The organism is Rhodococcus sp. no. 34 (assembly GCF_054589475.1).
Window position 1 is genome coordinate 198445 of record NZ_BAAILK010000035.1, and the last position, 22513, is coordinate 220957.

Consider the following 22513-nt stretch of genomic DNA (forward strand, 5'->3'; position numbering starts at 1 on the left):
GGGCCTGAAGGGATCATCGTGTCCCTGTTCGAGCAGATCGCCTGAAGCGTCACGGCATTCGGAGCGTCAGATCGCCTTCCAGGAGCTGGCCAGAGCGCCCATCGCGGCCGCGAATTCGGCGAACGCCGCGTCGATTCTGACGCGGTCACCGGTGGTCACCAGATCGAGCGTCAACCCGCGAATCTGCGCCAACACGATCGTCGCGTAGCGATCAGCGCGATCGGGTGGACATCCGTGCGCGAGCGCAGCTTCCGCCAAACCACCCAACCAGTCCCCCACCACATGGTCGAGAAACTCGCGATACCGCTCCGGATGCAACAACGCCTGTCCGTAGATCTCGAACATCAAGCGAAAGTTCGGCAACGATTCCGCTGATGTGCGCCCATTCCAGTAACTCGTCAACATCTCGACGATGTCGGTCCCGGAAGAGATGTCGAGAGAAGAGCTGTCTCGCAGGGTGGCAACTACTTCAGTGAGCAGTTGTTCCTTCGAACCGAAATGATGGATGAGTGTCGCATGACTGATCCCCAGATCCTTGGCCAATGGCCGCATGGACAGTTCACCGACGCCGTTCGCCGTGACGTACGCGGTTACCTGCTCGAGCAATTCGGCACGGCGATGCTGATAACGCAGTTTCCGGCCGTCGATCGGCGTGCTGTCCTCCACCTGCAGGAGCCTACGCAGTACCGGAAACACGGCAGTACCGGAAACACGGCAGTACCGGTTACACGGTGACATGGTGGCGATCCGATCGACTGATCGTCACAGCGGCGACGACAACACCGATCACCACGCCGATGAGAGTGTCCGCGACGCGAGCCACTGCCGCTTCGGTCCCGATCGGAGCACTGAAACCGATGAGGAGCAGTGCCATCGGGGTGACGGCCAGTGATGTCAGTGCATAGTTCTTGATCACGAGCAGCTCAGCAGCAGTCTGCAGAATCACGACCACGGCAACCGCTTGCCAGTAGCCGAGCGTCAATGCGATGAGAGCAGCAGCGACGACGGCGCCACCGACATTTCCCACCAACCGCTGAATCCCACGCTGGACGGTCTGCTTGTAGTTCAGCCCCTGCATCGCGGCGATGGCACCCATCGACGCCCAGAGCGGATGCTCCAACCCGGCTCCCGCCGCGAGCGAACCGGCCAGAGCCGACGCTGCCACGATGCGGAGAGCATTCATCCGCACCGGGCGCGAATACAGCCGATTCAATCCTTCGAGAAAATAGCCTTCGGGCGCGGCCAGGTTCTTTGCCGGTGCGAGATCGTGTTCGATCATGCTGGAACGCTTGAGCTTCCGAAGCTCCTTCTCGTGCCGAGCAATGCTGCGAATCAGGGTGGCGTCGCCGTGCAACTGCCACTCCTGAACTGCCGCTTCCGCTTCGTCGAGCACCGCCACCAGTTCGCGTCCGTGATCGACGGTCGACTTGATCCGGCCACTCGACGCAATAACCAAGCGGGCGTTGGCAATCGATCCGAGCGCCGGTTCCACTCCGCCTGCGCCGGACTGTTCGAGACGCCCCACCGCAGAAACTGCACGGGCAACTGCCAGGCGGGCAGGTCCCATCGGCAGTACGAGCGCTGGGAGCATCGCGGCCGCCCAACCGACCAGAACTCCGAGCGCACCGGCAGTGACCAACCGCGCCAAATCATCAACGCTGGAGGCGTATCCGGCTGCACCGGTCGCCGCGAAGACGAGGATGACGGGCCCTGGTCCGGTGATCCGGAAGCCCGACATGAAGCAGTACGACGCACCCGCAAGCAAAGAGAGGATGCCGATCTGCAACCACATCGGAACGCCCGCGACACCCATGGCGCCGCCGAAGGCAATCGAAACCACCAGTGCAGCACCCACCATTGCCAGCTTGCCGGCCAACCGTGGGTACGGCTCGTACCTGCCGAACGCGGCACACAGCGCGCCCAAGGCCGCGAAGCCGGCCAATTCCCGATGCCCGAGCAGTCCACCGACCACGAGGACTACGGCGGTGGCGAGTCCGACTCTGATCGCCGGGGCGATGGTCGCGTCCGCGGATCCGATACGAAAAGCCGCTCGCCACGTCGCCCCTGAGACGGTATGTGCAATGGCCTCACTCGAATGAGTGAGACGGCTGGGCGTCCTGGCTGCGGTTTCGGTTCGGGTCACCCACCCAGCATACATTTATTTCACTAGTAAATTACTTGTGAAGTAATGTGAAATCTGTCGCTAAGATGGGGCCATGGGCGCGGCGAACAGATCCGAAGACGACTTCATCGACAAAGTCCGTCGCGAATGGAAGCGCGCCTACCCCGAGTTCGACACTGCTCCCGTCGAGGTGATGGGCCGGATCGCCCGCATCAACGCGCAGTCTCTTCACCAGCTCGACCGGGCGCTGGCGTCCAGCGGGGTCTCTCGAGCCGAATTCGACGTGATGAGCGCACTCGCTCGCAGTGACCGTCCCCTGCGGGCGAGCGAGGTCACCGCCGTCACGATGGTCAGCGGCGCCGCCACCACAAAACACGCAGACCGCCTGGCCAAGCTGGGCTTTGTCGAGCGTCAGCGCTTCGAACACGACGGACGAGTGGTTCTGCTTCAACTCACCGATGCCGGTCGCGCATTGGTCGAGGCAGAGTTTCCCCGACGCGTCGAGCGAGACCGTCAAGTACTCACCGGACTCGACGAGGACGAACGTGCCCAACTGACGGCACTGCTCAAACGAATCTCACTCAACATCGACTCAGGCATCTGGGACTGACCTACTTCGGCAGCGGTACGTTCTGCAAACGCACCTGACCGCGCGCCACCTCTTTGCCCGATTCCGGATCGGTGATGACCACCGACCACAACTGCTGAACCCGTCCTTGTTGAATCGGGAGAGCTACGACGTCCACGCGCCCACCCGTGCGGGCGCGCAGGAAATCCGTTCCGTTGTGCACTCCGACGGCAAATTCGCCACGGTCCGCCACTGCGGTACTCGCCCCGATGCTCGCGGCCGACTCGACGGCAGTCGTGTAAACGCCGCCGTGGACAACGCCCCACGGAGTGTGGTGTGCCTCGGACAGATCGATGTGCCCGACAACCTTGGTGCCGGAGACCTCGTCCAGTTGCAATCCGGCGGCACTGACAAATCCGCTTGCTGCCTCGAGATTCAATTCCGTCATGTCGACCCCTCATCTGCTCGGTTGGATTTCTCGACTCACCTTCCGCCTCGAAATACGTGCCGTCAAGTGCTAAGTTGGATTTCCCAACTAACGTCTTCAACCAATAAGGACACCGACACGATGGCAGCAAAAGGACGTAACTGCTCCATCGCCAACGCCTTGGAGGTCGTCGGCGAAAAGTGGTCACTTCTGGTGCTCCGAGAAATCGTTCTCGGGCAACGACGGTTCGACGAGATCGCCGCGGGCACGGGAGCCAGCCGCGACATCCTCGCCGCGCGTCTACGCACCCTTGTCGACGCCAACGTCCTCGCAAAGCGACGGTACGAAGAACATCCGCCGCGCTACGAATACATCGCCACCGAATCAGGAAAGGCGCTCTACCCGATCCTGATCGCACTCATGGAATGGGGAGACACCTTTGCGACGACGGGTCCGCCGCCAACCGTCGTCGAACACCGTTGCGGTGAGATCCTGCACGCCCAAGTTGTGTGCGCGCACTGCAAAGAGCCGCTGGCCGCCAAAGACGCGCATGTAGTCGAACTCTCGCCGCCTGCTCGATAACGTCAGCGTCCGGGCGGAAACCCGCCTGTTGCGATCGGACCCCAGGAGTCGACGGTGACGCGGATCAGGCTCTTACCCTGCTTGCGCATGGCTTCGCGGTACTCGTCCCAGTCGGGATGATCACCGGCGATGGATCGGTAGTAGTCGACCAACGGTTCCACCGAGTCCGGGAGGTCGATCAACTCCGCGGTTCCGTTCACCTGGACGTACGGGCCATTCCACTCGTCGGAGTGGATACACAGAGACACCGCCGGGGTGCGGCGGACATTCGCGGCCTTGGCCCGTTCCGGGTACGTGGAGATGACGATCCGACCCTCGTCGTCGACCCCGCACGTCACCGGAGAGATCTGCAGCTCGCCGGATTTCTTCACCGTGACGAACGTGGCCCGATGGCGCGGCCTGATGAACTCGAGGAGTTCGGCAAACGACACACGATCTGCGCTGGCGATCTTGGACATGACCTCAGCCTAATTCGATTTACGAACTGACGCTCAGGGCATCTCGATGGTCTGTGCACGTGCGATTTCGTCGATTGCACGAATAATGTACGCGCTCTGAGCTTTCTTCACTCCGGTCGACAAACTCCCGATGACCAGAACCGCCGAACGCAGGTACGCGCCGTGCCCGATGCGGAACGAATCGTCTTCCAGATCCGAAATCCCGAGCGCCCCGGTGTAGACCGCAGCGAGCGCCTGCACGTCCAGATCCGGCAGCCACACGATCGTGGACTTGGCGCAGGCGGTGAGCGCATCCTGCACGTCCTCGCTGGACAAGCCGTCCGGATGCGTGTCCTCGAGCAATTCGCGCACGATCGCCGCGTGAACCGAGCTGACCTGCTCGAACGAGAGCCCGCGCAGTTCCTCGACAGCCACGAGTAGTCCGTCACGATTTGCCGCCCGCACCGCGGCGAGTGCGTCGGCCGTGGCATCGGCGATGTCACGGGCGACCTTCGGCCAATGCGTCGGCCAGCTCTGTTCTGGCGTCCGCTGTTCTGGCGTCATCGTGGTATCTCCTCGGTCCTCGTGTTCATGCGGAAGCCTTCCATATCCCACCGACATGAGAGGCGATCCGTCAGCGCAGTCGCTCCAACAAGGACATTGCGTTGTGCGGCGCAAAGCCTTTCATGTCGTTGTCGAAGTAGACGTACACGTCGAGGCCCTCGTCCATCCAATCCCGAAAGCGCTTGGACCACTTGTCCAGAGCTTCGTCGGTGTACCCACTCGCATACAGTTCCTTGTCCCCGTGCATCCGCACATAGACAAAATCGGCAGTAGGAGTGGTGATGCGGGGATACCTGCCGGCTGTGTCTGCGACGACAAAACCGATGGAGTGCTCGCGCATCAGGTCCACGGCTTCGTCGGTCTCGAAGCTGGCGTGCCGCGCTTCCACCGCGTAACGAATCGGCACGTCCCTCTCGGTCTGGGCGAACACTCGGTCTTCGGTGAGTTTGTCGTCGTGCTGTGCTGCCAGATCGGCTGCAGCCTGAGTGGTACGGGGAAGACCGTCGAAGAAGTCGGCCAATCGCTGCGATTCGAACTGCAGCGTCGGAGGTAGTTGCCAGAGAATCGGCCCGAGCTTGGGGCCGAGGGCGAGTGTTCCGGCGGCAAAGAAGTTGGCGAGTCCGTCACGGGCGTCGAGCAGCCGTTTCATGTGTGTGATGTACCGGCCGCCCTTGATCGCGAACACAAAATCTTCGGGAGTTTCGCTGCGCCATTTGGTGTAGCTTTCCGGCTTCTGCAGCGCGTAGAACGAGCCGTTGATCTCAATCGACGTCAATCTCTCTGCGGCATAAGACAATTCTTTGCGGTGAGCAAGACCTTTCGGATAGAAATCTCCGCGCCACGCGGGATACGTCCACCCGGAGATACCTACCCGAATATCTGCCATCGATTCAGACTAAGCGGCACTCGAGCGTTTTGGCACTCCGTGTTTCAAACTCCGGCGCTGAGCGCGACGGATACCGGTACGACGGTCAGGCACACCACCGCACCGACGAACAACGCGATCACGAGGCGACGGTCCCACTTTCCGCGTGCACCACTGGCAGCGAGCATGAAGATCACAAAACCTACACACACGGACACGATAGTCACGATCACCGGAGTTCCAACCATGCCGTGATTGTCCCCTACCCATTGCCACCGAGCGCCCTACGGGTACACGATCGAAGTACCCATCCCGAGCTAGGAGTGGAAATGCCGAAATACCTCTGGCAAGTGACGTACTCACCCTCCGGCGCCGCCGGTCTACAGCAGGAGGGAGGCACTGCGCGGCGCGACGCGATAACGCGAATGGTCGAAAGCATCGGTGGCACTGTCGAATCCTGCCACTTCGCACTGGGCGGTCACGACATGTTCGTGATCGGCAACCTGCCGGACGACGTCGCGGCAGCCGCATTGAGCATTCGCACGGCTGCGGCAGGTGCAGCACGCTCGGAGTCGATCACACTGCTCACGCCGGAGCAGATCGACGAGGCAGTCAAGCGACCGACCGACTACCGCGCGCCGGGCAAATGACGACGGAAGGAATAGATCCCGGCAGCAGCCGAGTTGCACCCGCTGTGACGGAGACTACGAAAACACCTGACCTGGGAACCTACGGAATCTGGCGAGGAGCGGCTGGTTTGCCGCCCGAGCTGGGAACTGCGATCGAGAAACTCGGTTTCGGCACCATCTGGATCGGCGGCTCCCCACGCGCCGATCTACGGATCGCCGAGAAACTTCTCGACGCGACCGAGCACATCACCGTGGCAACCGGAATCGTCAACATCTGGTCCTCACCTGCGGCTGAGGTGGCGGAGTCCTATCACCGACTCGAAGCCGCGCACCCGGGTCGATTCCTGCTCGGCGTAGGCGTCGGACATCCGGAGGCTACCGGCGACTACACCAAGCCGTACGCCTCACTCGTGTCGTACCTCGACGAACTCGACGCGGCCCAGGTCCCGGAATCGCGGCGCGTCCTCGCCGCACTGGGGCCGAAGGTGTTGAAACTGTCCGCCGCTCGCGCCGCCGGCGCGCATCCGTACCTGACCACCCCCGAACACACGGCCGAAGCTCGCGAAATCCTCGGCCCTTCGAAGATCCTGGCCCCCGAGCACAAGGTTGTCCTGGAAACCGATCCGGAGAAGGCCAGAGCAATCGGTCGCCCCGCCGTCGCCAACCCGTATCTGTATCTGCGCAACTACACGAGCAATCTCGAGCGCCTCGGTTTTGCGCCCGAAGAGTTGGCCAACGAGGGGAACGATCGCGTCATCGACGCCCTGGTTGCGCGGGGTACCGCGAAGTCCATCGCGGATCGACTTCGGGAGCATGTCGCGGCGGGTGCCGATCACGTTGCGATCCAAGCACTTCCCGCCGAAGGTGATCCGATCGCGACCTACGAAGCACTGGCCGCCGAACTCTTCGACTGACCGGACAACCCTTGACTTGGATAAGTAGTGTCCGAGCATACTTGGACACTACTTATCCGAGTAAAGGAGAAAACATGAAGATCGTCATTTTCGGAAGCGGACTCATCGGAAGCCAGGTCGCCGCCAAGCTCGCTGACGCCGGGCACGACGTGAAGGCGCTCGGTCGCGGCGACGGGATCGACATCACCACCGGCGCAGGTATCGCCGAGGCAGTCGAGGGTGCCGACGTCGTCGTGGATCTGACCAATTCCCCGTCGTGGTCGGACGACGACGTCTTGGCCTTCTTCCGCGACGGAACCGGCCACATCCTCGCCGCGGAAGAGAAGGCAGGCGTCGGGCACCACGTCATCCTGTCCATCGTGGGTGCCGATCGACTGCCCGATTCCGGGTACATGCGAGCCAAGGTCGCCCAGGAAGACCTGGTCAAAGCGGGCCCGACCCCCCTACACGATCGTCCGATCGACCCAATTCTTCGAGTTCGTCGCCGGAATCGCCGACGCGGGAACCACCGACGGCGCCGTCCACGCAACGCCGGGACATCTGCAACCCATCGCGTCTCGAGACGTCGTGTCCCACGTCGCCGAGGTAGTGACCGCCGCGCCGCGAAACGGCACGGTCGAGATTGCCGGACCCGAACCGCTGGGCATCGACGAACTGGTCCGGCGCTTGTTCCTCGTCACCGGCGACAAGCGTTCGGTGATCTCCGATCCCGAAGCCGGCTACTTCGGCGCGAAACTCGACAACTCGGCACTGACCCCGACACCCGGTGCAGATGCATGGATCGCGCCGACAACATACGACGCGTGGCTTGCCGAGAAGGCCTGACGTCGACAACTCGAGCGACGTCCGGCCCTCACCGCTTTCCGCGGCGTCGATAGAGTCCAATCATGAAGCTTTCCGGAGGCGTGGAGTGGTCACTCCACTGCTGCGTGGTTCTGAGCCAGTCCGAGGGGCCGGTACCCACAGCCAGACTCGCCGAACTTCACGGGGTGTCGAAGACATACCTGGCGAAGCATCTGCGAGCGCTCGCGCACGCCGGTCTGGTCAATCCGACCGAGGGCCGAGACGGCGGGTACGTTCTCACCCGGGCTCCCGAGAAGATCACCGTTCTCGACGTCGTACAGGCCGTTGACGGCACCGAACCTGCGTTCCGGTGCACGGAGATTCGACAGCAAGGAATCCTCGCCGCCCCACCGGAACAGTGCCGTTCCGCCTGCGGAATCGCCAAGGTCATGGCCGACGCCGAAAAAGCCTGGCGCGCATCACTGTCGGGGGTCACTATTGCAGATCTTGCTGCAACCCTGGACCTTCCGGCACTCAGAAAGATCCTGACCACACCGATCACACCCTAGAGCAGCCCACACCCCACGAGACGGCAATCCATCGTTCAACTATCGGGTACCTTGTTCGGGGATCAAATCTTGACGAAGAATCTTCCGGGAATTTTCGCAAGATCTCGGAGGGGGTTTCATGGGAGTCAGTGGCGCTGCGGGGTTGGGGCAGAACATTCGTCAAACAACTGGACTGTTGAGTCGCTGGTGGTCTCTTGCATACGACGGCGAATGGTTCCCGAGGTTCCTGGCTGCTCGATCGATGTTGGGGACAGCCAGGGTGGTCGTCACCTTTTGGTGCGCTGTGTTCGTGGCACTCGCCGTACTGGCTCAATTCGTGAAGGGTGGCGCAACCGAGCTCCCTGAACGGCTCGCGGCGGGCGCAGCATGCATGATCGCGCTCTACTGCATGATTCGCTGGTCACTCGGACGGTCTTGGCCGAGTCACCATCAATCCGTTCGTTTCGTCTCGCTCACCAATATCTGCTTGTCCTTGATACTTCTCGCCGGAATCCATTCGAGCTTCCTGGCATTGACCGGCACCGTTCTGTTCGTGGTCGTCGCGAACTATTCGTCGGTATTCCACAGCCCTCGAATAGTCACAGCACAGATCACCGGCGCGCTGTTCGTCGTTGCGCTACTGACAATTCGAGCTGTAACCGATCCGGATACCGACTCTTCGCTGTCGGTGTCCACTGGATTCGTCATCGGGTGTGTTATCGCTTCAGCTTCGATGACCGTGCATTTCCTCGTCCTGTATTTGACCGACGACGCACGACACTCTTGGCGCGATCCACTCACCGCTGCCCTGAATCGACGTGGGCTGCACAATGTCTGGCAACAGTTGTTCGGTGTCGGCGAACTCCAAGGACACGTAGTCCTTGCGGTGGTGATCGATGTCGATTCGTTCAAGAGCGTCAACGACAATCTGGGTCACGCAGAAGGTGATCGGATGCTGGTGACAGTCGGCCGGCGCCTGAACTCGGTGGTCGGAGAGGTCGGGCTGGTTGCGCGGACTGGCGGCGACGAGTTCGTGATTCTCATGCCCGTGGAGCCACGTCGCATCGAACAAACCGTGGTGGACATTCACAATTCGATATCGCGGCCCGCCGGCCGGCAGTCGATTTCCGTGAGCGTCGGAGCCAGCGTGTGGCTGTCCTCGACAATCCCGGACGCTTCGGGAACCATCGATCGGATTCTTGCCGACGCCGACAACGCGATGTATCGGGCGAAACGACGAGGTGGAGACCAGGTAGCTTGGGCAGTAACGCATCTGAGCTGAATCGGCACGATTACCTGCCGATCGAATTCAGAGCGCCGCTTCGCTGTCGTTCGCCGGATCCAGCTGATCCTGGGTTGCCGCCCAACTCGCCAAGAGTTTGAGTGCGTCAGCCGTGGGCGTCCCAGGCGCCGCGGTGTAGACCAGCAGTGTCAGCCCGGGATTGGACGGCAGTTCCATCGCCTCGAAGTTCAGCTCCAGGTCTCCGACGACGGGGTGACGAACCTTCTTGAATCCCGTCCGATGAAAGCGCACATTGTGTTTCGCCCATCGGGTGCGGAATACCTCACTGCGAGTGGCAAGTTCGCCGATAAGCTCGGTCAACGCCTTGTCATGAGGATTGCGCCCCGCTTCCGAGCGGAGCATCGCGGCGATGTCGTCTGCCGCGCGCTCCCAATCCACGAAGAAGTCCTGCGATGCCGGGTCCAGGTACACGAACCGGGCGTTGTTCGCCGGCCTACGTGGATCGGCCAACACCGGCGAATACAACGCGCGCGCCATACGATTGGCCGCCAGCATGTCGTGCCTGGCATTACGTACCCACGCCGGCGCGTCGGTGATGGCGTCGAGTATCTGCTGAATCGCCGGGCTCACGCCCTTGGGGGCGGGCCGCTTTCTACTCGGTGCGCCTGCACTGGCGGCCTTCGCGAGGTCGTACAAATGGGCAGTTTCGGCTTCGTCGAGTTGCAATGCTCGGGAAAGGCTTTCGAGCACCGAGTCCGACGCTCCCGCCAGATTTCCGCGTTCCATGCGCACGTAGTAGTCGATGCTCACACCGGCGAGCAGAGCGACTTCCTCACGGCGCAACCCCTTGACGCGACGGTTTCCGCCGTATGCCGGCAGCCCTGCCTGCTCGGGTGTGATGCGAGCACGACGGGAGCTGAGGAATTCGCGGATCTCGGCTCGGTTGTCCATGCAGTTCACGTTACTCGAGCGGAGAAGACCGAGGGAGGTACTGCCGTTACCTGGAACAACAGACACTCCCGCGCCCGCGAGGCGCGGCGTTGACTGATTGCAGTCGACCGGTCCACGCCGAAACGTCGACTTCGAAGCACGCGACACCAGAAGCAAGAGGGGACACCATGCGAGCAACCATCATGTACGGCGCCGGAGACGTTCGAGTCGAGACCGTGCCCGATCCGGCACTGCAGCAGCCGACGGACGCGATCGTGCGGGTCGTCAGGGCGTGCGTTTGCGGCTCTGACCTGCACCCTTACCACAACATGCCGGCCACGCCCGGTGGTTCCCCGATGGGCCACGAATTTGTCGGAGTGGTGGAAGAGACCGGTCGCGAGGTGTCCACGTTGAAGAAGGGCGACTTCGTCATCGCCCCCTTCGCCTGGTCCGACGGGACGTGCGACTTCTGCCGCGAAGGCTTGCAGACGTCTTGCCGACACGGTGGATTCTGGGCCGGAAACGGGATCGGAGGCGGTCAGGCAGAGGCCATCCGAGTGCCGTTGGCAGACGGCACCCTGGTCAAGGCGCCGGTCGGTGAGGATTCCGAACTCCTACCGTCACTGCTCACACTCTCCGACGTCTTCGGCACCGGCTATCACGCGGCGCTCAAGGGTGGCGTCAACCAACGCACGACGGTCACGGTCATCGGCGATGGAGCCGTGGGGCTGATGGCAGTGCTCTCCGCCAAACGCCTCGGCGCCGAGCGCATCATCCTCATGGGGCGCCACAAGACCCGCACGGATCTCGGTCTCGAGTTCGGAGCCACCGACGTGGTTGCCGAACGTGGAGACGAGGGCATCGAGAAAGTCCGCGAACTGACCGGAGGCGACGGCACTCATGTCGTCCTCGAAGCGGTAGGTCACATGCCTGCCTACGAGCAGTCGCTCGGAGTTGTCCGACCGGGCGGCATCATCAGCCGAGTCGGAGTACCCCAATACGAAGAAGCTCCAATCGGATTCGGGACACTCTTCGGACCCAACATCACACTCACCGGTGGACCGGCCCCGGTGCGCGCGTACATCGAAGAGCTGATGCCGGATGTGCTCGACGGAAAGATCGAGCCGGGCAAGGTCTTCGACCACACCGTCGGACTCGACGACGTAGCGGAAGGCTACCGAGCCATGGACTCCCGTGAATCGTTGAAGGTCCTCGTCCGCCCGTAGTCCACCACTTGCGAAAGTCCACCACTTGCGAAGAAGAAGCGCGTGACCCACACTGCCACCCGTCCTGTTGCCGGTCGCATCAATCCCACCGCGATCCTGGCGATCATTCTGATCAGCTATTTCATGATCCTGCTCGACAATTCGATCATCTTCACCGGGCTACCCAGCATCCAAAGCAGCATGGGTTACTCGGCAACCGGGCTGTCCTGGGTCCAGGACGCCTACACCCTGGTGTTCGGCGGGCTTCTCCTGCTGGGTGCTCGTCTCGGGGACATCTTCGGCCGTCGTCGCGTATTCGTGGCCGGTCTCGCGATTTTCGCGATTGCGTCGTTTCTCGTCGGGGTCGCGCCGAACGGTTGGTGGCTCATCGCAGCGCGCGCTCTCCAAGGCGTCGGAGCCGCAGTGGTGGCCCCGGCGTCGCTGTCACTGCTGACCGCCAGCTTCCCGCCCGGCCCGGAGCGAACGCGCGCTGTTGCCTGGTACGGCGCTGCTGCGGGAATAGGCGCCAGCCTCGGACTCGTGATCGGCGGCGCCCTTGCCGACTGGGTGTCTTGGCGCGCAGGCTTTTTCATCAACGTTCCGATCGGTATCGCGATGATCGCTCTCGCTCCCCGGTTCATTCCGGAAACCGAGCCCAACTCCGGACGTTTCGATGTGGCCGGCGCTGTTCTCGCCACACTCGGGATGACCGCGCTCGTCTTCGGCACCGTCAACTCGGCCGAAGCGGGGTGGACCTCACCGATCACCGTTGCGACACTGGCGGCCGGGGCGATACTACTGACCTTGCTCTTCCTCAACGAAGCGAGAGCGGAGCAGCCGATCATGCCACTGAGGTTGTTCCGTAGCCGGGAGCGATCCGGGGCGTACGCCGCCCGAATGCTCTATCTGGGTGCCATGATCGGATTCTTCTACTTCACGACTCAGCTACTCCAAGGCGTCATGGGCTTCAGCGCGTTCCAAGCAGGCATCGCCTTCTTCCCGATGACGATCGTCAATTTTGCTGTGGCGATGCTTATTCCGCGACTGACACCGCGATTCGGAAATTCCGCAATTCTGTCGGTTGGCATTGCCGTCACCCTGGCCGGGATGGCGTGGCTCAGTCTGGTCCATCCCGGCAGCACGTACCTCACTGCGATAGCACTTCCGATGATCTTGATCGGCGCCGGACAGGGGTTGGCTTTCGCCCCACTGACTTCTGCCGGCATCTCCGGGGTACAGGCCGAGGATGCCGGTGCCGCATCAGGATTGGTCAACACTGCACATCAACTGGGCAGTGCTCTCGGACTCGGCATCCTCGTCGCAGTCTCCGCGGGCGCCGGATCCTCTGCCGACGACGCTACAACGGCACTCACCGATCACGTATCAACGGCTCTCACCGCAGGCGCCGCCCTGCTCGCCGCCTGTCTCGTCATCGTCCTCGCACTGATCGTCCCGGCTACGAGAACGCGAAGTACCGCAAAGCAATTCGACCAGGAGAAAGGAAGCCGAGATGTCGCACTCGTGGACCGAGGCTGAACTGACCAAGATCGGCGACGCCGAGGAGTTGCAGATCTCCTCGTACCGCCGAGACGGAACCGCAAGGCCGTACGTCACGATTTGGGTTGTCCGCACCGACAACCAACTGTACGTTCGCTCGGCCTACGGAACCGACAACCCGTGGTTCGTCCGAGCAACGGCAAGTGGAACGGGCCGAATCCGAGCAGGAGGAATCGAGCGGGACGTGGCGTTCGAGTCCGCCGCACCCGATGCCCACTCGTCGATCGACTCCGCCTATCACACCAAATACGACCGCTACGGCCCGCAGATCGTCGGCTCCGTCACCGGCCGCGCCGCCGCACCCAACACCATTCGACTTGTTCCGCTGACGCAGAACTGAACCGCCCCTTTCGATTCCGAGGAGACCTCATGGAAATCTTGAAGCCCCAGCCCACCAGCAAAGCACCCAGCGACTGGTTCACCGGCGACGTCTGGTGGGACGTCATCTACGCCGGACAGGAGCCGTCGAGGATGCGCGCCAACATGGTTCGCTTTGCACCGTGCGCGCGAACCGACTGGCACTCCCATGCAGTCGGACAGACCCTCCACATCGTCTCCGGTACCGCGCTGGTTCAAGCTCGCGGCGGCGAGATCGTCGAAGTCCACCCGGGTGAGACCGTCTACACCCCGGCAGGAGAGGAACACTGGCACGGCGCAGCACCCGACCGTTTCATGACCCACCTTGCGCTGTGGGAAGGACCCGGCGACGGAGGCACCGAAACTACATGGGGCGACAAAGTCACCGATGAGGAATACGGCGGTCCCCGCGCCAAACGTCGTTGAGACCGGACACCTCTCAGATACGGCGCATCACGGAAACAACTTTGCCCAGGATGACCGCGTGATCGCCGTCGATGACGCTGTACGCGGGATTGCGAGGCTCGAGGTACACGTGACCGTCGCGACGCCGGAGCACCTTCACCGTGGCCTCGCCGTCGATCATCGCGGCGACGATCTCACCGGAATGAGCTTCGTCCTGGCGGCGCACCACGACGACGTCACCGTCACAGATCGCTGCGTCGACCATCGACTCACCACGCACCCGAAGTCCGAACACCGTGCCAGAGCCGACGAGCTCGCGAGGAAGCGCAAGCACCTCGTCGGCGTGCTCCTCCGCGAGGATCGGCGCGCCGGCCGCGATGTCACCGACGACCGGAACCGTCACCGTATTCGACGACGACTGTTCCTTCGCGCCTACGAGGAACGGCCGCACGTCCAACTGCCGAGCCATGGCCGCTCCCCTACGGAGGAAGCCCTTCTCTTCGAGACTCTTGAGGTGCTTGGACACCGTCGACGTCGAGCGCAGACCAACCGCGTCTCCGATCTGCCGTGTGCTCGGCGTGCACCCGTTGGCAGCCACGAGATCCCGGATGGTCATCAGAATCTGCTGCTGGCGGAGCGGCAGGGAGGAGGCGTCGAGGCCACCGAACATGTCGAGATCGTCGTAATCGGTCACGACGAGAATCGTAGTGAGGGGTCCCGACATCCAGGCCAGGCAGTCGGAGTCCGCCAGAAACGGCACAGGCAGTTTGTTTCCCGAGCGGCGCATGGCACGCTGAGCTGATGGAGCCTCTCGAACCGATGCGCCCGGTCAGTGTTGCAGTCGACACGCGGACCAAGACTCCACTCTGGAAGTTGGTGGTGCTCTATCCGGCAGTGACATCGGTGTTCATGTTTGCCGCACTCACCACCCGAACGGGAATTGGTCTTGTCGTCCTGGGACTGGTCATTTTCGCAGTCGGCGCGAGCACTTACGCGATGTCGGAGCGACGGATGCTTCGAGAGAACTCCGGGGTTCGAGTTCCATACTTCGCCGGACCTCCTGTCGCCCCGCGGCACGTCGATCTACTCGCGGCAGCAGGGATGCCCCTGCTTACGAGTGGAGCTGTGTTGACCGTGCGAGCGTCCGAAGCAGCGCGCCCCTGGGTCTTCATATCGGTGTTCGTGATAGCGATGGTCCTGGCAATAACTGTCCCGATGGTTGTGCATAACGCGCGGGTCAAGCGGACAGAATCAGCCTGAACAGTCACGCCATACCGACATCTTGCAGCGTCACGTTCAGCCTTCCCAGACGTCGGACCGACGTCTGGGTGGTGCGACCGGTCCATCCCCCGGTGGAGCCGACTATGCGCTGGCGACCTTGCTATCAGGCACGACAGCAATATCGACCTTGCTGAACTGCAGCACACCGTCTTCGATCTCGGCGTCGTGCATCAGCTTGCGGTCGCGGTAGTAATTGTTGACCACTTTCCACGCACCGCGGGCACCCTGACGCGGCATCTCTCCGTCGCCACGCTGGATGTAGCCCGATGTCAGGGCTCCGCCCATGAGAGATTCTTCGGCGAAGTCCTCAGGTTCGGCGTGAACCTCGAAAGTCGTGTAGTCGCGCTTACGCATGATCTTGAGTACGCGACACAGATAGGACGCGGCCAGGTCGGCCTTGAGCGTCCAGGATGCGTTGGTGTAGCCGAGGATCATCAGGAAGTTCGGGATGTCGGAGTAGAGCACGCTCTTGTAGGCGACCGTCTCGTTGAGCTTGACGGGCTCGCCGTCGATGCTCATGGTCGCCCCGCCCAGGATCTGTACGTTCAAGCCGGTCGCCGTGACGATGACGTCGGCCTCGATTTCGCGGCCCGACTCGGTCACGATTCCCTTCTCGGTGAACGTGGCGATACGGTCGGTGACGATGTCGGCCTTGCCGCTCTTGAGCACCTTGAACAGGTCCCCGTTGGGAACCACGCACAGGCGCTGATCCCACGGGTTGTAATTGGGGGTGAAGTGACGCAGGTCCACGTTCTTGCCGAGTTGCAAGCGGATCTGGGTGAGGAACAGCTTCTTCGCCAGCTTCGGATTGGTACGTGAGAGCTGAAAGCTGGCGCGTTGCAGTGCGATATTGCGGGCTCGACCGATCTTGTAAGCGATCTGGTCGGGAACGCGTGCAAGCTTGAGACCCTTGGCCACAGGGTCCTCGGACGGTAGCGCCTGGATCCACGTGGGCGAGCGCTGCAGCATGGTGACGTGACCGGCAGTGGGGGCCATCGACGGGATCAGGGTGATCGCGGTAGCACCGGAACCGATGACCACTACCTTCTTTCCGGTGTAATCGAGATCCTCCGGCCAGTGCTGCGGGTGCACGATCTGACCGCGGAAGTCGTCCTCACCGGGGAAGGCGGGGCGGTATCCCTTGTCGTAGTTGTAGTAACCACAGGCGCCGACGAGGACGTTCGCGGTCCACGTCTCGGTCTCCCCCGTCGCCTCGACCAGGACGGTCACGGACCACTGAGCAGTCGCGCGATCGAAGTCCATTGCCACGACCTTGCGGCCGAAGTTGATGTGGTCGGTGACGCCGTATTCCTTGGCGGTTTCCTCGACGTAGTCACGGATACTGGCGCCGTCTGCGAGCACTTTGGTTCCGATCCACGGACGGAAACCGAATCCGAAGGTGAGCATGTCGGAATCCGATCGGATGCCGGGATACTTGAACAGGTCCCAGGTGCCACCGATGTTCTCGCGGCGTTCGAGGATCGCGTAAGTGCTTCCGGTCTGCTCACGAATGAGGTGGCAAGCCGCGCCGATTCCGGACAAGCCAGCGCCGATGATCAGTACGTCGACATGCTGTGTCATGAGGAAACTCGTTTCGTCGGTCGTCGCGAAGCTACTTCTGGCGTCGGCAGTGACCGAGAACGATCGGCCGGTTCAGGCCGGGTTCCCTAAGGTCAGCGCCAATGAACAGGGTATGTGCAACTGACGGTAACAGTCAATATCTCGACCCGGCCGCGTACGGAACATTGAGGCGCGACGCACCGGCCTCGCGGAAACTCGATCGAGACGCCTGAATGCCTCGAGCCATTGGGGAGTCGTTCACGTCGTCGACGGAACGCCTAATGGCTCGTCTACGCGGGATACTCATCGCCCGAATATTCAGCGCCCTAGCATAATTCGAAGGTCCACGATCAGGTGTCGAACGCGCGAGTTTCCATGGGAGGACGGGCAACTGCGATATCGCCGTAACCTTCGTGCGCATCAGCGGAAAGGTCACTGCGATAGCTAACCTGCTGACGAAACCACGCTGAAAGCAACGGTTTTGGTTCCGCAGCGAAGAGAGCGGGCGGAGTGGACCTCCACCGGAGATGTAGTCGCTATGACACTCTCCAGCACAGTCACCCTGTACACCACTCATAGCGATCGAGAGTTCGCCAATGCAATCGCTGCCGGAATCAGCGCCAGGGCTTATTCCGAGCCACAAACCGCAGACATGAGCCTGTTAAGGCATCACACCAGCGATCACGGTAGAGCGCTCGTTCTCCTACCACTCGGGGGCGTCGATTGGCAGGTGAAGGAGCTCTCCGCGCTCGAGGGATCGGTCCTGGTCGGCGATCTCAGTAGCGGCAACTCCATGATTCGGGGGCTCGCAGCGGGCGCCCACGCCGTGCTCAACTCTCAACTGCCATTCGCATCCCTGCTCGATGAGCTGCAGGCCGCGATCAACCCCAACTCCGCTCGGTCTGCACACGACAAGTCCTCGCTCGTACAACGCATCCGGTTGCGCACCGAAGAATTCGCACGAATCAGCAGTCTCACCGATCGCGAGTTCGAGATCGTGGGCCTTCTCTACGGAGGCTCGAATGTCGACTCGATTGCTCGAACCGCCCACATCGCACCGACCACGGTTCGCGCCCACATCCGAAGCATCCTGCAAAAACTGGGGGTGCATTCCCAGCTGGAGGCATGCGCGATGCTCCGCCGCTCTGGTCACGACGCACGCAGACACCCACTGGAACTTCGGATCGGACGCTTCTAGCAGGAAGTGCCCCAGACACACTCGCTGAGATGGGGTGCCGCCCCTGATCGAACTGGACCTTCGAAAAGATCGTCAATTTTGACGATTCGATGACGCGCCCGGACGTCGAATATTAGGTCCTACACGACACCGAAGACACGAGTGAACATCGAAAGGTGCATTCAATCAATGGAATACACACGCACAGTGCCGCGGCATCTTGTCCACAGACATGCTGTTGCCGAGGTTTTCTTGACGGACTACCGGATCGAATCGGACTCGGCGTACCAGGTTGCTGTGCAACTCCCGGTCTCGCACCGGATATTCGACGTATCGAGCGAGCAACACGATCCGCTCGGGGTGGCAGAAGCATTTCGACAGGCAGTGGTGCTTCTGTGCCACACCCGATACGAGATTCCACTGCACTACAAGTTCCTCATGGAAACGTTCAGCTTCGAGATGCTGGACGCGCTCGACGTGCAATCAGTCGCGAAGCCGTTGAGTTTCTCGATGACAGTGGACAACCTCACTCATCGCGACGGAGCGGTTTCGGGGGTCGAAGTGTCGGGGATCCTCAGCGAGGGCAACCGGCACGTCGCCAGATGCAACGCTGTTGCGCGAGGAGTCAGCCCCGAGGGATACCGTCGAATTCGGCAAGGACGAGAAGACCACCGCCCGAGCCGGCGCATCCTTCCTTCCGGAGCCGCGGTGGTCGGATCGGAGCGAGTCGGACGCCTAACCGATGGAGATGTGCTCATCAGCACTGATCCTGTTCGGCACGCGATGTTCTGCGCTCCCGATCCGCGCAACCACTCCCTTTTCGACCACCCCGTCGACCACATCCCAGGAATGATTCTTTTCGAGGCCGCCCGACAAGCGCTCCGATTTCACATCGGCAACCCAGCAACAAAGATCGCCTCGCTCTCGGCGGTCTTTCCGAGGTTCACTGAATGGGAAACGCCGTGCGAGGTGTCAACGATCCCCCTTGACGCGTCGGGCCATGTGCACCGAGTTCGGTTCACTCAAGAACTGGAAACCACCGCGGAACTCGAAATTACAGTTGCGGACCAATCATGAGAGGGAACGAACACGTTCTTCTCGTCGCGTCTACCACGTCAAGCGCTCGGTGCTTCCCACTCTCTCGGTGCAAGCGCCGCCAGTTGCATGACGTGCGCCAACTTGTCCTCGCGGACGATCGTTGGCAGCACCAGGTTCCACATCTGACTCAACCGCTCGTACAGATCGGTTCTGCCCGTCAGCATTTCCGAGAGAATCTGCACTCCGGTGAACGACCCCACCACAAATCGAGCCAACGCGTCGATATCGGTGCCCGGGACGATATCGCCGGCTTCGGCCGCTTGGGTTGCCACCTGCTTGATAGCCTCGATCCAATCGAGGTACGGCTGTTCGATGGGGCCTTGAATACTGCCGATCTCCATCGTCAACCGCATGCCACCTCGCGCGATGGGCTCGGTCACAAGCTGCCGAGCCATCTCCTGCGAAACGAGCACCAGGGTTTCGACCGCGATGTCGGAGTGCGCAGCAACCCGCCGGGTACCCTCCATCGCCATACCGTGCTGCGCTGCGATGACCGCGTGCGCAAGCTCCTCCTTGGACGCGAAATGAAAATACATCGCCCCCTTCGACACACCCCCGTGCTGCAAGATCGTGCCCAAACTGGCGGAGTACCCGAACTTCTCGAAGCTCTTCGCAGCACCCAAAATGACGGCCTGGCGCGTCAGGACAGCACGCTCCTGCATGATCTACCCAGCTCTCGTTGCCGACGGAATGAATCTCAACGATACGTCGAAAGAGCCCGCAGCAACGCTCTCGACACGGACACACCGTGACGACTCTGGTACTCGGGGCCACTGGTTTCATCGGCTCCGCAGTGATGAAACAGCTGGTTTCCCGCGACGGAAACGCTGCAATCGGTTTCGTTCGCACGGCCACCGCAGCCAAACAGTTCGGCCGCGTCGGAATTGCCACCGCGATCGGCGACATCAACGAAAGTGCTTCTCTACGAGTTGCAATGAGTCAGGCGTCGACCGTCATCTGCTGCGTGTCGTACGTGGGCGACGACGAACAACAGTGCATTCACGTCAACCAACACGGCGTACAGAACGTTGCGTCGATGGCCGCCGCCGTCGGCGTCGAACGCTTGCTCTACGTCAGTACCGCGGCCGTGTACGGGCCGGGACCGTTTCGAGACTTGCCGGTCAACGGCGCACCTCTCAGCCCCTTCTCACCTGCCAGTCGCACGCGCGCTCTCGCCGAGAAGTTCGTGCGCGACGCCGGAGGCCTGGTCGTCCGGCCGCATCTTGTGTACGGACCCGGCGACAGATGGTTTCTTCCGACACTGACGCGAATTGTCTCTCGCCTCGACTCGATCATCGACGGCGGTAGCGCTGTCCTGTCGGTAGTCGACGTAGACCTACTCGCCCGATCCATCTACGAGTTGTCGATAGAACAGCAATTTCGCTACGGCTCAACACTTCACGTCAACGAGCCTGTCCCGCGGACAGTCATCGACCTTCTCGAGCAACATGCACGAGAGACCAACTGGACTCTGCCCCAGAACTCTATCCCCCGCGCCGACGCGGTGAAAGCTGCTGCCCAGCTAAGTCTCGACATGCACCAGATCGACATGATCAGCCTCGATCACTGGTTCCGGTCGAGAGTGTACTGATGGCACACGGATCACTCTCGCCAAAATACCTGTCTCCCAACCTTTTCAGCCCACCCTATTGTTCAGCCTCAGCAATCAATAGGACCTATTTCGCAGTCACTACAGGCGAACAGAGAGAGCTCTGATCGACGAAAACCACGGCTGTACAAAGACGGCAGTGATCGCGCACACCAAAGAAGCGGCGTTCACGCGACTGGCAGCAGCCTGGGGCTCCCTTCCGTCCGCCTTCGCCGCCGAATGCAGTGTGTGGCGATCATGTCGTGCGCGACGGGACCGTCGGGATTTCCGACATCAAAGGAGAAAGTTCTCCGTCTCAACGACCTCGGCTACCGTCATCTGAACCAGAAAACGGGAGAACAGATGCTCACTGCGGATAATTTGCTGTCGGGCCCGCGCGGGCGCCGGATGCTGCTCGCGTATGCGATCGACGCCGAACGCGCTCTGCGTCCCGAGCCAGGCGACGACATGTTCCGCATCAACGCTCACCGGGCGGCGTATCATCTCGACGTCGGACAAGGAACCTCCCGAGTGTTGTTCGGCCCGGGCGCCGAAGAGGCCCGGCAGACCATAGTCACCGCGGAGGACGTGGCGCGCAGCCTCACGGAAATATCGCTCCCCGAGGTCACCGCCGTCGATCTACGCTCCGCCCTCGCAGAAGCGGTCGATGCGGCGCGTTACTGGCAGGATCCCGACGGAGAAGACGTCCTCGTCGCCACCGAAGTTATGCGAGATGAGCTTCGACGCGTCGCGGAGCACATTGCCGGATCCGAACAGGCGCAATGGTGGAGCAGCCCGCTTGCCGCGCCCGACCAATGGTCGATCATGAGCAGAGGTGAGGAATCTCCGGACACAGACGAAGTGCCTGCTGCGCAACAACTCCTCAGCGAGTGGCGCACGAGCACCCTGGAATCGGAAGCGAGAGCTGAACGTGACCGCCCGGTGGACCCCGCGGCGAACTGGTCAGGTTATTGGTGGTCGAATCCACCCACTCAGGGTTCGACGAGGGCGCTGTTCGACGGGACTCCGGCGGGCTTGTGGTTCGTCGAAGACAGCATGGGATGGGAACGGGTCGTCGTCCGAGCATTGCGGCCACCGACTGGCGCACGCATCTACGAGATCGACAGCGCGCAAGCCTGGTCGGAGCTGTGCAGACGGTTCCCGCTCGAGGTCACCGCAGAAACGCGGCAGGTTTGGTACCGGACTACCGGCCGATCAGGCAGGTGGGTCATCCCCGACTGGGTGCAGGTCGCGGAAAGATTTGAGGGAGTGCACCTTACCGTGACGGGATACCTCGCGGCAGCAGGAACCGCGATCGAGGTCGATACCGAGACGGCGAGCGTCATCGCGGGCTGGGCACCCGACGAAACATACTGGTTCACCGATGCTGCCACCTATATTTCCGAGCCGTGTGCTTGGGGGCTGCACGACGGCCCGGAAGTGACCGACCAGCCCGCATGGACGCTGGAATCGCAGCAATGACCCGCACGTGAGGGTCTACTAGGCATGAGGTTCCGTGAGGAATCGATCGCAGTTGCCCTCCGAGTCGAGTCAACTGCCCCGTGCGCGGTCGGCAGGAGCACTCACGTGCACGCAGATATGCGGAAGGGCGGTACCCCGCCCATGCCGATCCGAACCCGAGTGCCCTAGATCACAAAGGTAAACCTATCCAC

The 22513-nt window shown here is 61.8% G+C and carries 26 protein-coding genes and 1 pseudogene; 16 read left to right on the forward strand and 11 right to left on the reverse strand.

All coding sequences use genetic code 11. From position 1 onward, the window contains the following. Positions 1 to 66: 66 nt before the first annotated feature. Positions 67 to 666: a TetR/AcrR family transcriptional regulator gene (locus tag ACYP01_RS14070; protein WP_003940389.1), complete on the reverse strand. Its 600-nt coding sequence runs from the start codon at positions 664 to 666 to the stop codon at positions 67 to 69. A gap of 58 nt (positions 667 to 724) precedes the next feature. Continuing rightward, positions 725 to 2158 (reverse strand): FUSC family protein, encoded by a 1434-nt coding sequence (locus ACYP01_RS14075; RefSeq protein WP_459680642.1) that lies wholly within the window; start codon positions 2156 to 2158, stop codon positions 725 to 727. Positions 2159 to 2216: 58 nt separating this feature from the next. On the opposite strand from ACYP01_RS14075, the gene ACYP01_RS14080 reads away from it, so the two are divergent. After that, positions 2217 to 2732 (forward strand): MarR family winged helix-turn-helix transcriptional regulator, encoded by a 516-nt coding sequence (locus ACYP01_RS14080; RefSeq protein WP_003940222.1) that lies wholly within the window; start codon positions 2217 to 2219, stop codon positions 2730 to 2732. Position 2733: 1 nt separating this feature from the next. Here the strand turns inward: ACYP01_RS14080 and ACYP01_RS14085 are convergent, their stop codons facing one another. Next, on the reverse strand, positions 2734 to 3138 hold the full coding sequence (locus ACYP01_RS14085; protein WP_069145498.1) for a PaaI family thioesterase: 405 nt from the start codon (positions 3136 to 3138) through the stop codon (positions 2734 to 2736). A gap of 120 nt (positions 3139 to 3258) precedes the next feature. On the opposite strand from ACYP01_RS14085, the gene ACYP01_RS14090 reads away from it, so the two are divergent. Then, on the forward strand, positions 3259 to 3699 hold the full coding sequence (locus ACYP01_RS14090; RefSeq protein WP_459680645.1) for a winged helix-turn-helix transcriptional regulator: 441 nt from the start codon (positions 3259 to 3261) through the stop codon (positions 3697 to 3699). A gap of 2 nt (positions 3700 to 3701) precedes the next feature. On the opposite strand, the gene ACYP01_RS14095 is transcribed toward ACYP01_RS14090, so the two are convergent. The 4 genes from ACYP01_RS14095 to ACYP01_RS14110 form a co-directional block, all read right to left on the reverse strand. Next, positions 3702 to 4157 (reverse strand): PPOX class F420-dependent oxidoreductase, encoded by a 456-nt coding sequence (locus ACYP01_RS14095; protein WP_007729721.1) that lies wholly within the window; start codon positions 4155 to 4157, stop codon positions 3702 to 3704. Between the two features lie 33 nt (positions 4158 to 4190). Further along, positions 4191 to 4700 (reverse strand): hypothetical protein, encoded by a 510-nt coding sequence (locus ACYP01_RS14100; RefSeq protein WP_003940463.1) that lies wholly within the window; start codon positions 4698 to 4700, stop codon positions 4191 to 4193. A gap of 70 nt (positions 4701 to 4770) precedes the next feature. After that, positions 4771 to 5586: a DUF72 domain-containing protein gene (locus ACYP01_RS14105; protein ID WP_030536491.1), complete on the reverse strand. Its 816-nt coding sequence runs from the start codon at positions 5584 to 5586 to the stop codon at positions 4771 to 4773. 44 nt (positions 5587 to 5630) lie between these two features. Beyond that, a complete protein-coding gene (locus ACYP01_RS14110) occupies positions 5631 to 5813 on the reverse strand; it encodes a hypothetical protein (protein ID WP_007729726.1) in 183 nt (60 codons plus the stop codon). Between the two features lie 81 nt (positions 5814 to 5894). On the opposite strand from ACYP01_RS14110, the gene ACYP01_RS14115 reads away from it, so the two are divergent. The 5 genes and pseudogenes from ACYP01_RS14115 (at position 5895) to ACYP01_RS14135 (ending at position 9721) form a co-directional block, all read left to right on the forward strand. Next, positions 5895 to 6215 (forward strand): GYD domain-containing protein, encoded by a 321-nt coding sequence (locus ACYP01_RS14115; protein ID WP_007729728.1) that lies wholly within the window; start codon positions 5895 to 5897, stop codon positions 6213 to 6215. A gap of 44 nt (positions 6216 to 6259) precedes the next feature. Next, entirely contained in the window at positions 6260 to 7108 is an 849-nt protein-coding gene (locus ACYP01_RS14120; protein WP_030536489.1) for an LLM class F420-dependent oxidoreductase, read from the forward strand. A gap of 74 nt (positions 7109 to 7182) precedes the next feature. Further along, positions 7183 to 7933: pseudogene (locus ACYP01_RS14125) on the forward strand (SDR family oxidoreductase). 62 nt (positions 7934 to 7995) lie between these two features. Beyond that, positions 7996 to 8460, forward strand: coding sequence for an RrF2 family transcriptional regulator (locus ACYP01_RS14130; protein WP_039973110.1), 465 nt, complete (start codon positions 7996 to 7998; stop codon positions 8458 to 8460). A gap of 118 nt (positions 8461 to 8578) precedes the next feature. Next, positions 8579 to 9721: a GGDEF domain-containing protein gene (locus tag ACYP01_RS14135; RefSeq protein WP_322001198.1), complete on the forward strand. Its 1143-nt coding sequence runs from the start codon at positions 8579 to 8581 to the stop codon at positions 9719 to 9721. 27 nt (positions 9722 to 9748) lie between these two features. Here ACYP01_RS14135 and ACYP01_RS14140 read toward each other — a convergent pair whose 3' ends face one another. Then, the gene (locus ACYP01_RS14140) at positions 9749 to 10633 is read right to left on the reverse strand and encodes a helix-turn-helix transcriptional regulator (protein WP_007729733.1); all 885 of its coding nucleotides are present in this window, start codon (positions 10631 to 10633) and stop codon (positions 9749 to 9751) included. 167 nt (positions 10634 to 10800) lie between these two features. On the opposite strand from ACYP01_RS14140, the gene ACYP01_RS14145 reads away from it, so the two are divergent. The 4 genes from ACYP01_RS14145 to ACYP01_RS14160 are packed head-to-tail and all read left to right on the forward strand — an operon-like array spanning position 10801 to position 14157. Then, the gene (locus tag ACYP01_RS14145) at positions 10801 to 11838 is read left to right on the forward strand and encodes a zinc-dependent alcohol dehydrogenase family protein (protein ID WP_459680652.1); all 1038 of its coding nucleotides are present in this window, start codon (positions 10801 to 10803) and stop codon (positions 11836 to 11838) included. A gap of 42 nt (positions 11839 to 11880) precedes the next feature. Further along, positions 11881 to 13353, forward strand: coding sequence for an MFS transporter (locus ACYP01_RS14150; protein ID WP_459680654.1), 1473 nt, complete (start codon positions 11881 to 11883; stop codon positions 13351 to 13353). Beyond that, a complete protein-coding gene (locus tag ACYP01_RS14155; protein WP_054825998.1) occupies positions 13328 to 13714 on the forward strand; it encodes a DUF2255 family protein in 387 nt (128 codons plus the stop codon). The genes ACYP01_RS14150 and ACYP01_RS14155 overlap by 26 nt, the downstream gene beginning before the upstream one ends. A gap of 29 nt (positions 13715 to 13743) precedes the next feature. Further along, entirely contained in the window at positions 13744 to 14157 is a 414-nt protein-coding gene (locus ACYP01_RS14160) for a (R)-mandelonitrile lyase (protein ID WP_459680657.1), read from the forward strand. Positions 14158 to 14170: 13 nt separating this feature from the next. On the opposite strand, the gene lexA is transcribed toward ACYP01_RS14160, so the two are convergent. After that, positions 14171 to 14860, reverse strand: a complete 690-nt coding sequence (gene lexA / locus ACYP01_RS14165; RefSeq protein ID WP_269611392.1) for a transcriptional repressor LexA — start codon at positions 14858 to 14860, stop codon at positions 14171 to 14173. A gap of 77 nt (positions 14861 to 14937) precedes the next feature. Between lexA and ACYP01_RS14170 the strand changes: the two genes are divergently transcribed. Then, the gene (locus ACYP01_RS14170) at positions 14938 to 15396 is read left to right on the forward strand and encodes a hypothetical protein (protein ID WP_054825996.1); all 459 of its coding nucleotides are present in this window, start codon (positions 14938 to 14940) and stop codon (positions 15394 to 15396) included. A 102-nt stretch (positions 15397 to 15498) separates the two neighbouring features. Here ACYP01_RS14170 and ACYP01_RS14175 read toward each other — a convergent pair whose 3' ends face one another. Next, positions 15499 to 16998: a flavin-containing monooxygenase gene (locus ACYP01_RS14175; protein ID WP_003940522.1), complete on the reverse strand. Its 1500-nt coding sequence runs from the start codon at positions 16996 to 16998 to the stop codon at positions 15499 to 15501. Positions 16999 to 17515: 517 nt separating this feature from the next. Between ACYP01_RS14175 and ACYP01_RS14180 the strand changes: the two genes are divergently transcribed. After that, positions 17516 to 18175, forward strand: coding sequence for a LuxR C-terminal-related transcriptional regulator (locus ACYP01_RS14180; protein WP_003939969.1), 660 nt, complete (start codon positions 17516 to 17518; stop codon positions 18173 to 18175). Positions 18176 to 18343: 168 nt separating this feature from the next. After that, positions 18344 to 19231, forward strand: coding sequence for a ScbA/BarX family gamma-butyrolactone biosynthesis protein (locus ACYP01_RS14185; protein WP_459680660.1), 888 nt, complete (start codon positions 18344 to 18346; stop codon positions 19229 to 19231). A gap of 38 nt (positions 19232 to 19269) precedes the next feature. Here ACYP01_RS14185 and ACYP01_RS14190 read toward each other — a convergent pair whose 3' ends face one another. Next, positions 19270 to 19914, reverse strand: coding sequence for a ScbR family autoregulator-binding transcription factor (locus ACYP01_RS14190; protein WP_003940238.1), 645 nt, complete (start codon positions 19912 to 19914; stop codon positions 19270 to 19272). An 86-nt stretch (positions 19915 to 20000) separates the two neighbouring features. Between ACYP01_RS14190 and ACYP01_RS14195 the strand changes: the two genes are divergently transcribed. Both ACYP01_RS14195 and ACYP01_RS14200 read left to right on the forward strand, forming a co-directional pair. Next, the gene (locus ACYP01_RS14195) at positions 20001 to 20843 is read left to right on the forward strand and encodes an NAD-dependent epimerase/dehydratase family protein (RefSeq protein ID WP_459680663.1); all 843 of its coding nucleotides are present in this window, start codon (positions 20001 to 20003) and stop codon (positions 20841 to 20843) included. A 360-nt stretch (positions 20844 to 21203) separates the two neighbouring features. Beyond that, positions 21204 to 22322, forward strand: a complete 1119-nt coding sequence (locus ACYP01_RS14200) for a hypothetical protein (protein WP_459680666.1) — start codon at positions 21204 to 21206, stop codon at positions 22320 to 22322. Positions 22323 to 22513 lie beyond the last annotated feature (191 nt).

Bases quoted from the DNA above. Each gene is read 5' to 3' on its own strand.
- ACYP01_RS14075 (WP_459680642.1), bottom strand. From the start codon at position 2,158: ATGTATGCTGGGTGGGTGACCCGAACCGAAACCGCAGCCAGGACGCCC.
- ACYP01_RS14080 (WP_003940222.1), top strand. From the start codon at position 2,217: ATGGGCGCGGCGAACAGATCCGAAGACGACTTCATCGACAAAGTCCGT.
- ACYP01_RS14085 (WP_069145498.1), bottom strand. From the start codon at position 3,138: ATGACGGAATTGAATCTCGAGGCAGCAAGCGGATTTGTCAGTGCCGCC.
- ACYP01_RS14090 (WP_459680645.1), top strand. From the start codon at position 3,259: ATGGCAGCAAAAGGACGTAACTGCTCCATCGCCAACGCCTTGGAGGTC.
- ACYP01_RS14095 (WP_007729721.1), bottom strand. From the start codon at position 4,157: ATGTCCAAGATCGCCAGCGCAGATCGTGTGTCGTTTGCCGAACTCCTC.
- ACYP01_RS14100 (WP_003940463.1), bottom strand. From the start codon at position 4,700: ATGACGCCAGAACAGCGGACGCCAGAACAGAGCTGGCCGACGCATTGG.
- ACYP01_RS14105 (WP_030536491.1), bottom strand. From the start codon at position 5,586: ATGGCAGATATTCGGGTAGGTATCTCCGGGTGGACGTATCCCGCGTGG.
- ACYP01_RS14110 (WP_007729726.1), bottom strand. From the start codon at position 5,813: ATGGTTGGAACTCCGGTGATCGTGACTATCGTGTCCGTGTGTGTAGGT.
- ACYP01_RS14115 (WP_007729728.1), top strand. From the start codon at position 5,895: ATGCCGAAATACCTCTGGCAAGTGACGTACTCACCCTCCGGCGCCGCC.
- ACYP01_RS14130 (WP_039973110.1), top strand. From the start codon at position 7,996: ATGAAGCTTTCCGGAGGCGTGGAGTGGTCACTCCACTGCTGCGTGGTT.
- ACYP01_RS14135 (WP_322001198.1), top strand. From the start codon at position 8,579: ATGGGAGTCAGTGGCGCTGCGGGGTTGGGGCAGAACATTCGTCAAACA.
- ACYP01_RS14140 (WP_007729733.1), bottom strand. From the start codon at position 10,633: ATGGACAACCGAGCCGAGATCCGCGAATTCCTCAGCTCCCGTCGTGCT.
- ACYP01_RS14145 (WP_459680652.1), top strand. From the start codon at position 10,801: ATGCGAGCAACCATCATGTACGGCGCCGGAGACGTTCGAGTCGAGACC.
- ACYP01_RS14155 (WP_054825998.1), top strand. From the start codon at position 13,328: ATGTCGCACTCGTGGACCGAGGCTGAACTGACCAAGATCGGCGACGCC.
- ACYP01_RS14160 (WP_459680657.1), top strand. From the start codon at position 13,744: ATGGAAATCTTGAAGCCCCAGCCCACCAGCAAAGCACCCAGCGACTGG.
- lexA (WP_269611392.1), bottom strand. From the start codon at position 14,860: ATGTCGGGACCCCTCACTACGATTCTCGTCGTGACCGATTACGACGAT.
- ACYP01_RS14170 (WP_054825996.1), top strand. From the start codon at position 14,938: ATGGAGCCTCTCGAACCGATGCGCCCGGTCAGTGTTGCAGTCGACACG.
- ACYP01_RS14175 (WP_003940522.1), bottom strand. From the start codon at position 16,998: ATGACACAGCATGTCGACGTACTGATCATCGGCGCTGGCTTGTCCGGA.
- ACYP01_RS14180 (WP_003939969.1), top strand. From the start codon at position 17,516: ATGACACTCTCCAGCACAGTCACCCTGTACACCACTCATAGCGATCGA.
- ACYP01_RS14185 (WP_459680660.1), top strand. From the start codon at position 18,344: ATGGAATACACACGCACAGTGCCGCGGCATCTTGTCCACAGACATGCT.
- ACYP01_RS14190 (WP_003940238.1), bottom strand. From the start codon at position 19,914: ATGCAGGAGCGTGCTGTCCTGACGCGCCAGGCCGTCATTTTGGGTGCT.
- ACYP01_RS14200 (WP_459680666.1), top strand. From the start codon at position 21,204: ATGCTCACTGCGGATAATTTGCTGTCGGGCCCGCGCGGGCGCCGGATG.